Source organism: Novosphingobium sp. AAP1, assembly GCF_001295765.1.
Taxonomy (GTDB): domain Bacteria; phylum Pseudomonadota; class Alphaproteobacteria; order Sphingomonadales; family Sphingomonadaceae; genus Novosphingobium; species Novosphingobium capsulatum.
In genome coordinates, this window is sequence record NZ_LJHO01000002.1 from 39,008 (window position 1) to 52,732 (window position 13,725).

At 66.5% G+C, this 13,725-nt stretch carries 13 protein-coding genes; 8 read left to right on the forward strand and 5 right to left on the reverse strand.

Annotation, left to right across the window (positions count from 1 at the left end; all coding sequences use genetic code 11):
• Positions 1–7: 7 nt before the first annotated feature.
• Positions 8–574: a DOMON-like domain-containing protein gene (locus tag IP65_RS04180; protein ID WP_022675763.1), complete on the forward strand. Its 567-nt coding sequence runs from the start codon at positions 8–10 to the stop codon at positions 572–574.
• Positions 571–1,773 (forward strand): exo-beta-N-acetylmuramidase NamZ domain-containing protein, encoded by a 1,203-nt coding sequence (locus tag IP65_RS04185; RefSeq protein WP_022675762.1) that lies wholly within the window; start codon positions 571–573, stop codon positions 1,771–1,773. The genes IP65_RS04180 and IP65_RS04185 overlap by 4 nt, the downstream gene beginning before the upstream one ends.
• Here the strand turns inward: IP65_RS04185 and IP65_RS04190 are convergent.
• Positions 1,767–2,195 carry a GFA family protein gene (locus tag IP65_RS04190; RefSeq protein ID WP_022675761.1) on the reverse strand — a complete coding sequence of 143 codons (429 nt, stop codon included), beginning with the start codon at positions 2,193–2,195 and terminating at the stop codon, positions 1,767–1,769. The genes IP65_RS04185 and IP65_RS04190 overlap by 7 nt on opposite strands.
• A 110-nt stretch (positions 2,196–2,305) precedes the next feature.
• Between IP65_RS04190 and IP65_RS04195 the strand changes: the two genes are divergently transcribed.
• Together IP65_RS04195 and IP65_RS04200 are read left to right on the forward strand one after the other, a co-directional pair.
• Positions 2,306–3,046, forward strand: coding sequence for a glutathione S-transferase family protein (locus tag IP65_RS04195; RefSeq protein WP_022675760.1), 741 nt, complete (start codon positions 2,306–2,308; stop codon positions 3,044–3,046).
• A gap of 162 nt (positions 3,047–3,208) precedes the next feature.
• On the forward strand, positions 3,209–4,024 hold the full coding sequence (locus IP65_RS04200) for a hypothetical protein (protein WP_054130949.1): 816 nt from the start codon (positions 3,209–3,211) through the stop codon (positions 4,022–4,024).
• Positions 4,025–4,069: 45 nt separating this feature from the next.
• On the opposite strand, the gene IP65_RS04205 is transcribed toward IP65_RS04200, so the two are convergent.
• From IP65_RS04205 to IP65_RS04220, 4 genes are all read right to left on the reverse strand, one after another.
• A complete protein-coding gene (locus tag IP65_RS04205) occupies positions 4,070–5,116 on the reverse strand; it encodes a hypothetical protein (protein WP_158441949.1) in 1,047 nt (348 codons plus the stop codon).
• Between the two features lie 137 nt (positions 5,117–5,253).
• Positions 5,254–7,161 carry a methyl-accepting chemotaxis protein gene (locus IP65_RS04210; protein WP_054130950.1) on the reverse strand — a complete coding sequence of 636 codons (1,908 nt, stop codon included), beginning with the start codon at positions 7,159–7,161 and terminating at the stop codon, positions 5,254–5,256.
• Positions 7,162–7,290: 129 nt separating this feature from the next.
• Positions 7,291–9,315, reverse strand: coding sequence for a DNA topoisomerase IV subunit B (locus IP65_RS04215; RefSeq protein WP_022675263.1), 2,025 nt, complete (start codon positions 9,313–9,315; stop codon positions 7,291–7,293).
• Positions 9,316–9,384: 69 nt separating this feature from the next.
• The gene (locus IP65_RS04220; RefSeq protein ID WP_022675262.1) at positions 9,385–10,590 is read right to left on the reverse strand and encodes a penicillin-binding protein activator; all 1,206 of its coding nucleotides are present in this window, start codon (positions 10,588–10,590) and stop codon (positions 9,385–9,387) included.
• A 39-nt stretch (positions 10,591–10,629) separates the two neighbouring features.
• Here IP65_RS04220 and rsmI point away from each other — a divergent pair, with 39 nt between their 5' ends.
• From rsmI to IP65_RS04240, 4 genes are all read left to right on the forward strand, one after another.
• Positions 10,630–11,472 carry a 16S rRNA (cytidine(1402)-2'-O)-methyltransferase gene (rsmI, locus tag IP65_RS04225; protein WP_022675261.1) on the forward strand — a complete coding sequence of 281 codons (843 nt, stop codon included), beginning with the start codon at positions 10,630–10,632 and terminating at the stop codon, positions 11,470–11,472.
• Positions 11,469–11,819: a YraN family protein gene (locus IP65_RS04230; RefSeq protein WP_022675260.1), complete on the forward strand. Its 351-nt coding sequence runs from the start codon at positions 11,469–11,471 to the stop codon at positions 11,817–11,819. Before rsmI ends, IP65_RS04230 begins: the two co-directional genes overlap by 4 nt.
• Positions 11,820–12,019: 200 nt before the next feature.
• Positions 12,020–12,970 carry a glutathione synthase gene (gene gshB, locus IP65_RS04235; RefSeq protein WP_054130951.1) on the forward strand — a complete coding sequence of 317 codons (951 nt, stop codon included), beginning with the start codon at positions 12,020–12,022 and terminating at the stop codon, positions 12,968–12,970.
• A 43-nt stretch (positions 12,971–13,013) separates the two neighbouring features.
• Positions 13,014–13,643, forward strand: coding sequence for a DedA family protein (locus IP65_RS04240; protein WP_054130952.1), 630 nt, complete (start codon positions 13,014–13,016; stop codon positions 13,641–13,643).
• The last annotated feature ends 82 nt before the right edge of the window (positions 13,644–13,725 follow it).

Consider the following 13,725-nt stretch of genomic DNA (forward strand, 5'->3'; position numbering starts at 1 on the left):
GCCTAGCATGAAAGGACGTGCCTTGGAACCGGCGCTGCTTGTTGCCCATCCCGATCACCCGGCGCTGGCCGTGCGGCAGGTTGCGGCGCGCATCATCTCGATGGACGATCACTGGCTGTGCCTGCGCTGGCGGGTGGAGGGCACCTCGGCGCTGGTCGTGCCGCCGTTTTCCGGCCGTGCGCGCACCGATGGGCTGTGGCAATCGACCTGTTTCGAACTGTTCCTGGGCGAAGACGATCCGGCCGCTGGCGGCGCCTATGCCGAATTCAACTTTGCCGCTTCGGAGCGCTGGGCGGCCTATGATTTCGATGGCTATCGCGAGGGTATGGCGCCGCGCCCGCTCCCGCGCGAACCGGTGATCACGCCGCGCCGTGGGCAGGATGTGCTGATTTTCGATGCGGCGCTGCCGATTGCCGGCCTGCCGCCGCTGCCCTGGCGCATGGGGCTCAGCGCGGTTCTGGAAGAGGCGGGCGGGGTCAAATCCTATTGGGCTCTGGCCCATCCGCGCGGCAAACCCGATTTCCACCATGCGGCTTGCTTCGCCGCGCGGGTTGAGGCACCCCACGCGCCATGAAGACCGGACTTGATCGCCTGCTGGCCGAGCCTGCGCTGCGTGCGCCGCTCGCCGGCCGCCGCGTGGCCCTGGTGGCCCATCCCGCCTCGCTTACCGATGGCCTGGTCCACGCGCTCGATGCGCTGGCCGCATGCCCGATTGTGACGCTAAGCGCCGCGTTCGGGCCGCAACATGGCCTCAAAGGCGACAAGCAGGACAACATGGTCGAATCGCCGGACTATCGCGATCCGGCCTTGGGCATTCCGGTGTTCAGCCTCTATGGCGAAGTGCGCCGGCCGACGCCCGCGATGATCGATACGGCCGATGTCTTTCTGTTCGATCTGCAGGATCTGGGCTGCCGCATCTACACGTTCGTGACCACGCTGCTCTATCTGCTGGAAGCCTGCCACGGCACCGGCAAGGCGGTGTGGGTGCTCGATCGGCCCAACCCGGCCGGGCGCCCGGTCGAAGGAACGCGGCTGGTGCCGGGCTGGGAGAGCTTTGTCGGCGCCGGGCCGATGCCGATGCGCCATGGGATGACGCTGGGCGAAATGGGCCGCTGGTTCATCGCGCACTACAACCTTGATGTGGATTACCGCGTCATCACGATGGAAGGCTGGCACCCCGATGCCGCGCCGGGCATGGGCTGGCCGCAGAACCGCATCTGGATCAACCCGAGCCCCAATGCGGCAAGCCTGGCCATGGCGCGCGCCTATGCCGGCACCGTGATGCTTGAAGGCACCACCCTTTCCGAAGGGCGCGGCACCACCCGCCCGCTCGAAGTGCTGTTCGGCGCGCCGGATGTCGATGCATTGGCCGTGAAGGCAGAAATGGCCCGGCTGGCGCCGCACTGGCTGGCCGGCACCGCAATCCGCGAATGCTGGTTCGAGCCGACGTTTCACAAGCATGTCGGCCACCTGTGCCACGGCCTGATGCTGCATCCCGAAGGCCCGTTTTACGATCACGCCGCGTTCCGCCCCTGGCGGCTTCAGGCGCTGGCGTTCAAGGCCATCCGCAACCTCACTCCCGATTATCCGCTGTGGCGCGATTTCCCCTATGAATACGTGCTCGACAAGCTGGCGATCGACGTGATCAACGGCGGCCCGGCCTTGCGCGCATGGGTCGATGACCGCGCCGCGCAGGCCGGTGATCTCGATGCCGTGGCCGACCCGGACGAGGCCAGCTGGATCGAAGAACGCGCGCCCTTCCTGCTTTATTGAGCCGGCTGGCCGGGCGCGGGCGGTTGCCCGGCAAAGCTGGCGGCGCGCTGGTCGATCTGCGCCCAGGCCGGCGCATCGTCGGTCCAGATCACCGCATCGGGTTCCAGCCCATGGCCGGGATCGAGAAAGCCCAGGCGCACCGTGCGCAGATGCATGCGACCCGATGACTGGGCCATGACCCCGGTGCCGCAGGCCGGGCAGAAAAACTGGGTGAGCGTATTCCCCGATGGCGCCACATAGGAAAACGATCCCAGGGTTCCCGCGATGGCAACGGCCTCGGCCGGGAACACCGCATTGTTGGTGCAGCCGCCGGCAGCGGCCTGCTGGCACTGCCGGCACCAGCACTGGCGCACCGCCACCGGTTCCTGCGCAGAAATGGTGGCGCTCACCGCCCCGCAGGCACAGTGTCCGGTAAAGCTCATGCGAATTCTCCGATCGGGTATTGTTAGGTTTGCAAACAATCGTTAGGCTGCGTGGACAAGACCGGGCCGCAGCCCGGGAGAGGATAACAGGCCCGAGGATAACAGGCTCCATGCTCAAGCTCTACAGTTTCGGTCCCGCCGCCAATTCCATGAAGCCTTTGCTGACCCTGTTCGAAAAGGGGCTGCCGTTCCAGGCCAATCGGCTCGACCCGGCCAAGTTCGAGCATCATTCCGACTGGTTCAAGGCGATCAACCCGCGCGGGCAGGTTCCCGCCCTGGTCGATGGCGACAAGGTCATCACCGAAAGCACGGTGATCTGCGAATACCTGGAAGATGAATATCCCACGCAAGTTTCGCTGCGCCCGGCCGACAGCTATGGTCGCGCGCAGATGCGGGTATGGACCAAGTGGGTGGACGAATACTTCTGCTGGTGCGTCTCGACCATCGGCTGGCACCGCTATGTCGGCAAGATGGTGCAGGGGCTGTCTGACCAGGAGTTCGAGGACAAGGTTAAGGCCATCCCCGTGGTGGAGCAGCAGGTGAAATGGCGCCGCGCCCGCGAAGGCTTCCCGCAGGACCTGCTGGACGAGGAAATGCGCAAGATCGCCTTTTCGGTGCGGCGCCTGGACGATCACCTGCGCGATCATGAATGGCTGGTCCCTGAGCAATATACGCTGGCGGATATCTGCAATTTTGCGATCGCCAACGGCATGCAGTTCGGGTTTGCCGAGCTGGTCAACCGCGAGGATACGCCGCACCTGGTGCGCTGGATCGAGCAGATCAAGCAGCGTCCCGCCGTACGCACCATGTTCGACAGCGTGGAACTGGAAAAGCTCGGCCCGCGCGATTGAGGTGGCTATCCTTTCCCGCGCACTGCTTTTTTTCTGGGGCGGGCGAAGGGTGGGACGCAATCGGAGGGTTTTGTCACTGGCAGCCTTGGTATAGGGCGGCCGCTTGCAGGAGTGTCCGCGCGCATGCGCGGCGCACGGGCACCCTGCGGTGACGGAGCCTTGATGCAAGACGTGCTGCTTGCGGAAGGGGGTGGGCGCTATGGCGCAGACCCTCGCCGCCGTTCCATCTCGTTCGTGCTGGCGTTGGCCATGTCGCTGCTTTTGCTGGCGGCACTTCTCTCCGTGGGCCTCTACGAGCCACCGGCCAAGCACGAGGGCGGCACGCTGACCGCGGTCAATCTGTCCGCTGCGGCCGGCGAAAAGAGCGAAAACCCCACACCCAAGCAGCAGAAGGCCGCCCAGCAGGCCACCCATGCCGCGGCCACGGCACCGGCGGCCGCCACCCCGCCGCGCGTGGTCGTGCCGACGGACAACAAGGTGGTCTGGCCCGAGGGCTTCATCCCGATGAAGCGATCAGACTTTGCCGCGTCGGACATTTCCAAAATGACCGGCCCCGCCGGCACCGGCAGCGCGGCGCAGCAGGCCTCTGCCGGCGGTGGCGGCGGCGGCACGGCCGGCACCGCGCCGGATGGTTCGCGCCTTTATAACGCGCAGTGGTATCGCGAGCCGCGCGACGCGGAAATCGATGGCTATATGCGGCCGGGGCAAGCCTCGGGCCGGTGGGCGATCATCGCCTGCCGTACGATTGCCGATTACCATGTCGACGATTGCCAGGAACTGGACGAAAGCCCGCGCGGTTCGGGCATGGCCCGCGTGCTGCGCCAGGCCGCCTGGCAGTTCCTGGTCCGCCCGCCGCGCATCAACGGCACGCCCCAGGTTGGCGCCTGGGTGCGCATCCGCTTCGATTTCATCCGTGGCAAGCGCAACGATGACGCCGGCGGCAGCGACGGCGCCAGCGGTCCCAACGCTGACGGCTGAGCCTGAAATTACCCAAGCTCGTCGGTTGGGCGTGGTGCGCAAGGTTCACGGATGGATCGTGATCGATTTGCCGTCCGATGTTTCGCTTTGTGGATGTTCGCGGTCGAGTGCGGCGATCGCCTGGTCTGGTGGCGGAAGGCTCGCATAGGCCGGATAGACCATGACCTTGTCGAACATTGTCAATGTGGCGCTATAGGTCAGTCGCTTGTCGAGCAGCGCGGACAAGGTGTTAGGGCCGACCGCCAGGGTGATACCAGCGTCGCCGAGCGCGATGACGTAGCGCTGCCTGTCGTCCGGTGCTCGATAAACGCCGTGATCGATCGATGATGATGGATCGCGGCAAAGCGTAGCGGCATAGGGCGGCGGTTCGCTGGTGGCGTCGCCCTTGGCCTCCGCCTCGTCTGCGGCGCCTTGCGATTGGGCCAGCGCAGCCCCGAGCAACGCGTCGATCAACGAATTGCTGCTCTTGCTTGGTCCGACATGCTTGGCCGGTTTGAGCGTCAGCGTATCGGTGCAGGCGATAATCGGCACGGCGGCAGGCAGCGGCTGGGCCGGGGCTGGCACGTGCAAGGCTGCGGCCGCTGTAGTCAACTGGGCGTCCAGTGCCTTGGCGTCGAGCGTGGCAGAGCTCATCCGCATGGTCACCAGCCACGGCCCGTAAGGAATGACCACCGCCCCGGTCGCCTGCCATTGTCCGCCTTGCACTGCCTGCACCACGCGCAGCGCGCTGGCATTTACATGGCCTGTGGGAGCAAACGCGGCAAAGCTGGGCGGCCCTGCCAGCGTGCCGCCGTTGCGCTGCGCGCTCATCGCCATCACCTGGCTCAATCGGTCTGCCCACAATGGCGCCTGCGGCCAACCAGCGCGAAAGACGTAGACGGTCAGCGCGGTGCGGCTGACGTTGTCCTGATAAAGGATCGAAACATCCGCCAGGCCATGATCGCTCTGCGATACTTCCGTGCGGGTGAATGCCCCGATCGCTGCTGGCAAAACGATGCCGGTGGGGCCGTGTGTCCAGGCAGCGGCGGTATCGACCACGATCGGGCCCGCTTTGGCCGGTGCCGTGGCTTCGGCAGCCTGGCTCTCGGGCACGGCCCCTGCCAAGGCCCACCCCATTGCAATCAACCGCACGCCTGCCGCCGCCTTCATGTCTCGCCCCCCACTATGCCTGCCTCAATTCACGGCAGATCAGGAACTTGGCGACATTGGAAGCGCCGTTCAAGCTGATCCTAGAACTCGGACCAGTCTTCCATACCGCTGCCTCCGCCGCCTGCCACGCTGACCTTGCGCGGGGCGGGGATGGCGGCGGGGGCGGGCAGGGCGCGCGGTGCCGGTGCTGCCACTGGCGTGGGCGCCGGCAGGGGGGCAGGGCCCGCCGAAGGGACGGCAACAACCGCTGGCGCGCGGTGTGCGGGGCCGCTGCTGCCCGCGCGGAAGCGGGCGACCAGGTTGCCCAGCGCGTCGGCCTCGCTCGCCAGGGTGCGGGCGGCGGCCGTGCTTTCTTCGACCATGGCGGCGTTCTGCTGGGTCATCCGGTCGAGCGAGCCAACGGTTTCATAGACCTTCTTCACGCTGTCGGATTGATCGGCGGTGGCTTCGGCAATACCTGCGACAAGGCCGCGCACGTTGCCGATGCGGGCGATGATCGCCTCCAGCGCCTCGCCGGTGCGGGTCACCAATTGGACGCCGGCGGCGACCTGGCCGGTGCTTTCCCCGATCAGCCCCTTGATATCGCGCGCGGCGTCGGCCGAGCGGCGGGCGAGGGCGCGCACTTCGGTGGCGACCACGGCAAAGCCTTTGCCCGCGTCGCCAGCGCGCGCCGCCTCGACCCCGGCGTTGAGAGCCAGCAGGTTGGTCTGGAAGGCGATGCCATCGATCAGGTCGATGATCTGGTTGATCGTTTGCGACGAGCGGGCAATGCCATCCATGGCCGCCACTGCTTCGGTCACCACCTGGCCGCCGTCGCTGGCAGCAAGGGCGGTTTCCTCGATCGTGTGGCGCACGGCTTCGGCCTTGGCCGCGCTGTCGTCCACCATTGCGGTCACGTTGCGCATGGCGGTGGCGGCAGTTTCCAATTGCGCCGCCTGGGCCTCGGTACGGTGGGCAAGATCGTCAGACGCGGCGCGGATCTCGGTCGATCCGGTGCGCACATTGTCGGCCGCGCTGGTCACCGCGCCGATCACTTTGCCCAGTTCGGCCGCCATGGTGTTGAAATCGTCGCGCAGCTGGGCAAACGGGCCTTCGAGCCCGCCCTCGATCCGCGCCGCCAGGTTGCCGCTCTTGAGGTCGGCCAGGGCCACGCCCAGCGTGCGCACGATCAGGTCCACCTGCGCCGCCTTGGCCGCGTCAGCCGTGGCGAGTTGGTCGCGCAGTGCGCCAAAGGCACGGGCCAGGTCGCCGAGTTCATCCGCGCTGTCAGCGTGATCGACCTGCGCTGTGCGGTCTCCCGCGCCCAGCCGGGTGAGGGCCTGGGTCACCTCCGCCACCGGGCGGGCGACCAGGCGTTCGAGCAGGCGGTAGCTCCACACCAGGACCGCGATCAGCCCAGCCAGCGCGCCCAGCCCGGTGATCAGCGAAAACCAATATGCCTGGTTGGCCGCGGCCGTCGCCTGGGTGATATGGCCACGCTGATAGTCGATCAGCTTGTCGAGGCTGGAATCGATACCCTGGGCCAGTTCCTCGTTCTGCTGGATCAACCCTTGGGCTTCGGCCATGTGGCCCTGGCCGGCCAGAGCCTGCACCTGTTCGGCCGCAGTGGCATAGCTGGTCCAGCCCTTGGCGAAATCGCCGACAAAGCCGGCTTCGTTGGCATCCAGGTCGGTGGCTTTGAGGCTGGTCACCGCCTTGTCGATCATCGCGCGGTTTTCGGCGATGCGCGCGGTGTGGCCGGCGGCCGTCTGGCTGGATGACGGCATGGTGAGGGCGCGCAGATCGGCGTCGATCTGGGCAATCGCGGTGTCCATGCCATTGGCCAGGAGCGCCTGCGGCACGTGGTCGCCGGTGATTTCAGCGTCGTTGGCGCTGATCTGGTGCAGCCCGGCACTGATCATCGCCAGGGCCGCCATGATCATCGCGGCAATGATCACGAAAAGCCGCGACAGCTTGCGGCGGATCGGCGCGTTCTTGAGATATTCCATCGACACTCACCTGGCCAGCCGGCAGCGCAGGCCGCCGGTTCTCGGTCAGATGGAATGCCACAGTCTGCTTAGGTGCCTTTCAATGCCGGGCTAAGCGAAAGCGCCTAGTCCGGCCGGCCACGCCAGACCTCAGGCGTCGATCAGGTCGCGGTCCAGGTCGCCGGCGCGGTTCTGGATGAACATGAAACGGTGTTCGGGGTTGCGGCCCATCAGGCGGTCGACCAGGTCTTTTACTGCCGCGCGGCCTTCGTATTCCGGCGGCAGGGTGATGCGCAGCAGGCTGCGGCTGGCGGGCGCCATGGTGGTTTCGCGCAACTGGCCGGGGTTCATTTCGCCCAGGCCCTTGAACCGGCCCACTTCCACCTTCTTGCCCTTGAACTTGGTCGCTTCCAGTTCGGCGCGGTGCGCGTCGTCGCGGGCATAGGCCGAAACCGTGCCGGCGGTGAGGCGATAGAGCGGCGGCTGCGCCAGGTACAGATGCCCGCGCTTCACGATCTCGGGCATTTCCTGGAAGAAATAGGTCATCAGCAGCGTGGCGATATGCGCGCCGTCCACGTCGGCGTCGGTCATGATGATCACGCGGTCATAGCGCAGCGCGTCGGGGTTGCAGTCCTTGCGCGTGCCGCAGCCGAGCGCGAGGCACAGATCGGCGATTTCCTGGTTGGCGCGGATCTTGTCGGCCGTGGCGCTGGCGACGTTGAGAATCTTGCCGCGGATGGGCAGGATCGCCTGCGTCTTGCGGTCACGCGCCTGCTTGGCACTGCCGCCAGCCGAATCGCCTTCGACGATGAACAGTTCGGTTTCGCCGCTGCCTTCGCCCGAACAATCGGTCAGCTTGCCGGGCAGGCGCAGCTTGCGTGCGTTGGTGGCGGTCTTGCGCTTCACCTCGCGCTCCGCCTTGCGGCGCAGGCGATCATCCATCCGCTCCATAACCGCGCCGAGCAGTGCGCGGCCGCGGTCCATGTTGTCGGTCAGGAAGTGGTCGAAATGGTCGCGCACGGCCGCCTCCACCAGTCGCGCGGCTTCGGGCGAGGTGAGGCGGTCCTTGGTCTGGCTCTGGAACTGGGGATCGCGGATGAACACCGACAGCATGATCTCGCTGCCGGTGATCATGTCTTCGGGCGTAATGTCCTTGGCCTTTTTCTGGCCAACCAGTTCGCCAAAGGCGCGAATGCCGCGCGTCAGCGCCGCGCGCAGGCCCTGTTCGTGGGTGCCGCCATCGGGCGTGGGAATGGTGTTGCAGTACCAGGAATAGGCCCCGTCAGACCACAGCGGCCAGGCGATCGCCCATTCCACGCGGCCCATTTCCTGCCCATCGGGCCCGGCGGGAAAGTCCTGCCGCCCGGCAAAGGGCAGGGCCGTCACGCATTCGCGGCCCTTGACCTGTTCGGCCAGGTGATCGGCCAGGCCCCCGGGGAACTGGAACACCGCCTCGGCCGGGGTATCGTCGGCAATCAGCGCGGGATCGCACTTCCAGCGGATTTCCACCCCGGCAAACAGGTAGGCCTTGGACCGGACCAGGCGGAACAGGCGCGCCGGCTTGAACTTGGCATCGGCGCCAAAGATCGTGGCATCGGGAATGAAGGTGACGGCCGTGCCGCGCCGGTTGGGCGCATTGCCGACGCGGGCCAGCGGGCCCTTGGCCAGGCCGCAGGAAAACTCTTGCGCATAGAGTTCCTTGTTTCGCGCCACTTCCACCCGGGTGAGGGTGGACAGCGCGTTCACCACCGAAATCCCCACGCCGTGGAGACCGCCCGAGGTGGCATAGGCCTTGCCCGAAAACTTCCCGCCCGAATGCAGCGTGGTGAGGATCACCTCCAGCGCAGACTTGCCGGGATACTTGGGATGCTCGTCAACCGGGATGCCGCGCCCGTTGTCGGTGATCGTCACCTTGCCGGCGGCGCCATCGGCAGCTTCCAGGAAAACCTCGATGCGGTTGGCATGGCCCGCGACGGCTTCGTCCATCGCGTTGTCGAGCACTTCGGCAACCAGATGGTGCAGGGCGCGCTCGTCCGTCCCGCCGATATACATGCCGGGGCGGCGGCGCACCGGTTCCAGCCCTTCGAGCACCTCGATGGCAGAGCCATCATAGCTTTCTTGCGGGCTGCCCTGGGGCAGCTTGTCGAACAGGGAGCCGGAATCGTCTGTCGCCATGAGAACGGCTATAGAACACGCGCGAATTACCGCGCAAGCCGTGCAGGCCCCCTTATCCGATGGAATCGCCTAGTTCGTGAACTTTTCCGGGGCGCGCGACACGGTCACCACGGTTCCGCCCGAAACCTCGCGCACTTCCAGCGCGCGCTCGGCCACGCCATTGGCATTGAAGCGGAAAACGCCATCGGTGCCGATGAAGCCGTCCGGAGCATAGAGCCTCGCTGTGGGAAACAGCGTGCCCGGCTTCCAATTGCGCGCGATGTTGAGCGTGAGCAGTACCGAATCATAGCCCAGCGTGGCGATGCGGGCGGGCGCCGTGCCGAACCGCTGGCGGTAGGACTGCTCGAAGCGCGGCAGGCGATCATCGGAAATCGCGGCAAACCACGCGCCCTTCATCGCCGGGGTGCGTGCCAGCGTCGGGTCACCCTTCCACAGTTCAGTGCCCAGCAGGCGCGTGCCCTTGGCAAAGGGCGCGGCCTGCACCGCGATCCGCGCGCCATCACCGATCAGCAGCGCATCGATCGGCCCGCGCGCCTTCACCCGGCGCACCGCGCTCGCGGCCGAGGTATTGCTGCGGTCATAGGTTTCGATGGCGGTCAGGCGAATGCCCTGCATCCGTGCGGCATCGGTCAGCGCGATGCTTACCCGCTGGCCATAAGTGCCGCTTGGCACGATCGCGCCCACGGTCCGGATCCCCTGGCTATGGGCATAGCCGATCACGCGGGCGATCGATTGACCGGGCACCTGGCCCAGCACGAAAACATCGCGATCGGCCACCGCGCTGTCGTTGGAATAGGTGATCATCGGCACCTTGGCCGGGCGGGCTACACCAGCCACGGCGCTGACATCTTCCGAGGTCAGCGGGCCTAGGATCAGGCGATTGCCATCGAGCACGGCCTTGCTCGCTGCTGCAGCGGCGCCCGCGCCGGTATCATAGGTAGTGATGCGCAAGGACTGCGCGTTGGTATCGAGCAGGGCCATCGTGGTGGCATTGGCAATCGCCTGGCCCACGGCGGCGTTGGGGCCGGTCAGCGGCACGAGCAGCGCCACGCGGTGGCGGCCGGCATCGCTCGGCAGCACGTTTTCCTGCGGCGCGGTTTCGCGCGGCGGGGGCGAGGTGCCCGGCGTTCCGGGCTTGGGAATGACCGAACAGCCGGCCAGCAGCGCCGCCGGCAGCGACAGCGCCAGCCACTGGCCCATGCGGCGGCGGCTCAAGCCGGAAGGCGCCCTGCTGCCGTCCGCAATGCCGTTGTTGCCGCTCTTGCCCATCATCATCTGCTTGCCGCTCCCGTAAGGCCGGTCCATGGAAAAGGAATGGATACACCACCCCTTGCGCCCGGGCTCTATATCGTGGCCACGCCCATCGGCAATCTTGGCGATATCACCGCCCGTGCCGCCGACATCCTCGCCCGGTGTGACGTCATAGCCTGCGAAGATACCCGCGTCACGGGCAAGTTGCTCAATCATCTGGGAATCCGCAAGGCCATGCGCCGCTATGATGACCACGCCTCGGCCGATGTGCGCGGGCGGCTGCTCGGTGAAATGGCCGAAAAGTCGGTCGTGCTGGTGTCTGACGCCGGCACGCCGCTGATTTCCGACCCCGGCTATCGCCTGGTGCGCGAGGCACGCGAACTGGGCCTTGCCGTCACCAGCCTGCCGGGGCCGAGCGCGATGATCGTGGCGCTGACGCTGGCGGGCCTGCCGACTGATCGCTTCATGTTCGCCGGTTTCCTGCCGTCGAAGGACAAGGCGCGCGGCGATGTGCTGGCCGAACTGGCCGCGATACCGGCCACGCTGGTGTTCTATGAAACCGGGCCGCGCCTGGTTGCCTCGCTCACGGCAATGGAACAGCATCTGCCGGGGCGCGAACTGGCCGTCGCACGCGAATTGACCAAGCTGCACGAGGAATGCCGCAGCGGCACGCCCGAGGAACTGATCGCGCACTACTCTGCCCATCCCCCCAAGGGTGAGATCGTACTGCTGGCCGGCCCACCGCCCGCGCCTGCTGCGCCAGCGGCCGATGACGTCGACACACTGCTGCGCGCCGCGCTGGAGCACCTGTCGCCCTCGCAGGCGGCCGGGCAGGTGGCCAAGGCCCATGGCCTTGATCGCAAGTCGCTTTATGCCCGTGCCATGGCGCTGAAAGAGGCCCCGTGAATCGCGCCCGGGCCGAGGCGCAGGGCCGGCGCGGCGAATGGCTGGCCGGGCTCTACCTGATGCTCACCGGCTGGCGCGTGCTGGCACGGCGGGTGAAGATCGGCGTGGGTGAGGTGGATCTGGTCGCGCGGCGGGGCCGCACCGTGGCCTTTGTCGAGGTGAAATGGCGGGACAGCGCGGCCGCGCTCGATACCGCGATCGACGCCCGCCGCCTGGCGCGCGTTGCCCGCGCGGCGCAGGCACTGGCACCGCGCTATGCCGGGCCAGGCGATGATGTGCGGATCGATGTGATCCTGATTGCGCCGGGCCGCTGGCCGCGCCGCATCGTCAACGCCTGGCAGCCGTGACCATCAGGCGTGTACCAGGCCCGGCACGTCGATCAGCACCACCGCGCAGGCAATGAGGCACAGAAACGGGGTAATGAGCCGGGCGGCAAGCATGGTTGATTTTTCCTGATGCGGTTGCGGCTCCTTTTTGGTCGCGCTGCTGCCAATTCGCCTTTAAACGGGCCACCCGCAAGACCACGGATATCATTCGGAGCACTGCCTTGACCCTGCGCGTTGCGGTCCAGATGGACCCTCTCCATTCGATCAAGATCGGTGGTGATTCGACCTTTGCCCTGATGCTGTCCGCCCAGGCGCGCGGGCATGAACTGTGGTATTACCACGTTACCAGCCTGGCCTGGGAAGCGGGCCGGGTAACGGCCGATGCCGCGCCAGTCACCGTGCAGCACGTCGAAGGCGATCACTATCACCTGGGTGAGACGCGCAAGATCGATCTGGGCCGTGACGTCGATGTCGTGCTGATGCGCCAGGACCCGCCGTTCGACCTGGGCTATATCACCGCCACGCACCTGCTGGAGCGGCTTGAGGGCGAGACTCTGGTGGTCAACGATCCCCGCTCGGTCCGCAATGCGCCCGAAAAGGTCTATGTGCTCGACTATGCGCGCTTCATGCCGCCCACGCTGATCACGCGTTCGGCGCTCGACGTGCGCGCGTTCCAGCACAAGCACGGTGATCGCGCCGTGGTGGTCAAGCCGCTGCATGGCAACGGCGGCAAGGCGGTGTTCAAGATCGATGCCGATGGCGGCAACCTGTCGGCGCTGGCCGAACTGTTCGGCCAGGTCTGGCCCGAACCGTTCATGGTCCAGCCGTTCCTTCCCGAAGTGGCCGAGGGCGACAAGCGCATCGTGCTGGTCGACGGCGAAGTGGCCGGCGCGATCAACCGCAAGCCGGGCGAGGGCGAGTTCCGCTCCAACCTGGCCGTGGGCGGCTATGCCGAAGCCGCCACGCTGACGGCGCGCGAGCAGGAAATCTGCGAAGCCCTCGGGCCCGAACTCAAAAAGCGCGGCCTGATCTTCGTGGGCATCGACGTGATCGGCGGCAAGTGGCTCACCGAAATCAACGTCACGTCGCCCACCGGCATCGTCGCGATCGACCGGTTCAACGGCAGCGATACCGGCGGCATGATCTGGGACGCGATCGAACGGCGGATTTGATTTTTGCGCGGGGCCGTTTGCGGCCCCGCGCGTTGTTCCGACCATGAACGACTGGATTTTGCAGCTTATTGCCGACGGCGGCTATTGGGGCATCGCGTTCCTGATGGCGCTGGAAAACATCTTTCCGCCCATCCCTTCCGAGGTGATCATGGGGCTGGGCGGGATTGCCGTGGCCCAGGGGCGCATGGATGTGGTGCCGCTGATGATCTTCGGTACGGTCGGCTCCACGCTGGGCAACTATGCCTGGTTTCTGCTTGGCCGCCATCTTGGCTATCAGCGACTTCGGCCGTTCGTGGCGCGCTATGGCCGCGTGCTCACGCTCGATTGGCCGGCCATGCGCCGCCTCGTCGCGTTCTTTCGCCGCCACGGGCAATGGGTGGTGTTCGTGATGCGGTTTTCGCCGGCGATGCGCACCATGATCTCGCTGCCGGCGGGCCTCGCCGCGATGGGCCACGCGCGCTTTCTGGTCTTTACCTTTGCCGGCGCGGCAATCTGGAATGCGTTGCTGGTCTGGGCCGGCTGGCACCTGGGGCAGCATTATGAAAAGGTGGCTGCCTATACCGGGCCCGCCTCGCTCGGGCTCACCGCCGTGCTGGTCGGCGCCTATCTCTGGCGCGTTGCCACGTGGAAGCCGCGGGAAGTTCAGCGGCACCCCGGATCAAGTCCGGGGTGACGTAAATCTATTGTCGTCGTCACCCCGGACTTGATCCGGGGTGCCGCTTGTCCAAGCAACAAAAAAGGCCGCATCCTGCGAT

Excerpts from the sequence above, each read along its gene's own strand:
- IP65_RS04180 (WP_022675763.1), top strand. The coding sequence starts at position 8 with ATGAAAGGACGTGCCTTGGAACCGGCGCTGCTTGTTGCCCATCCCGAT.
- IP65_RS04185 (WP_022675762.1), top strand. The coding sequence starts at position 571 with ATGAAGACCGGACTTGATCGCCTGCTGGCCGAGCCTGCGCTGCGTGCG.
- IP65_RS04190 (WP_022675761.1), bottom strand. The coding sequence starts at position 2,195 with ATGAGCTTTACCGGACACTGTGCCTGCGGGGCGGTGAGCGCCACCATT.
- IP65_RS04195 (WP_022675760.1), top strand. The coding sequence starts at position 2,306 with ATGCTCAAGCTCTACAGTTTCGGTCCCGCCGCCAATTCCATGAAGCCT.
- IP65_RS04200 (WP_054130949.1), top strand. The coding sequence starts at position 3,209 with ATGCAAGACGTGCTGCTTGCGGAAGGGGGTGGGCGCTATGGCGCAGAC.
- IP65_RS04210 (WP_054130950.1), bottom strand. The coding sequence starts at position 7,161 with ATGGAATATCTCAAGAACGCGCCGATCCGCCGCAAGCTGTCGCGGCTT.
- IP65_RS04215 (WP_022675263.1), bottom strand. The coding sequence starts at position 9,315 with ATGGCGACAGACGATTCCGGCTCCCTGTTCGACAAGCTGCCCCAGGGC.
- IP65_RS04220 (WP_022675262.1), bottom strand. The coding sequence starts at position 10,590 with ATGATGATGGGCAAGAGCGGCAACAACGGCATTGCGGACGGCAGCAGG.
- rsmI (WP_022675261.1), top strand. The coding sequence starts at position 10,630 with ATGGATACACCACCCCTTGCGCCCGGGCTCTATATCGTGGCCACGCCC.
- IP65_RS04240 (WP_054130952.1), top strand. The coding sequence starts at position 13,014 with ATGAACGACTGGATTTTGCAGCTTATTGCCGACGGCGGCTATTGGGGC.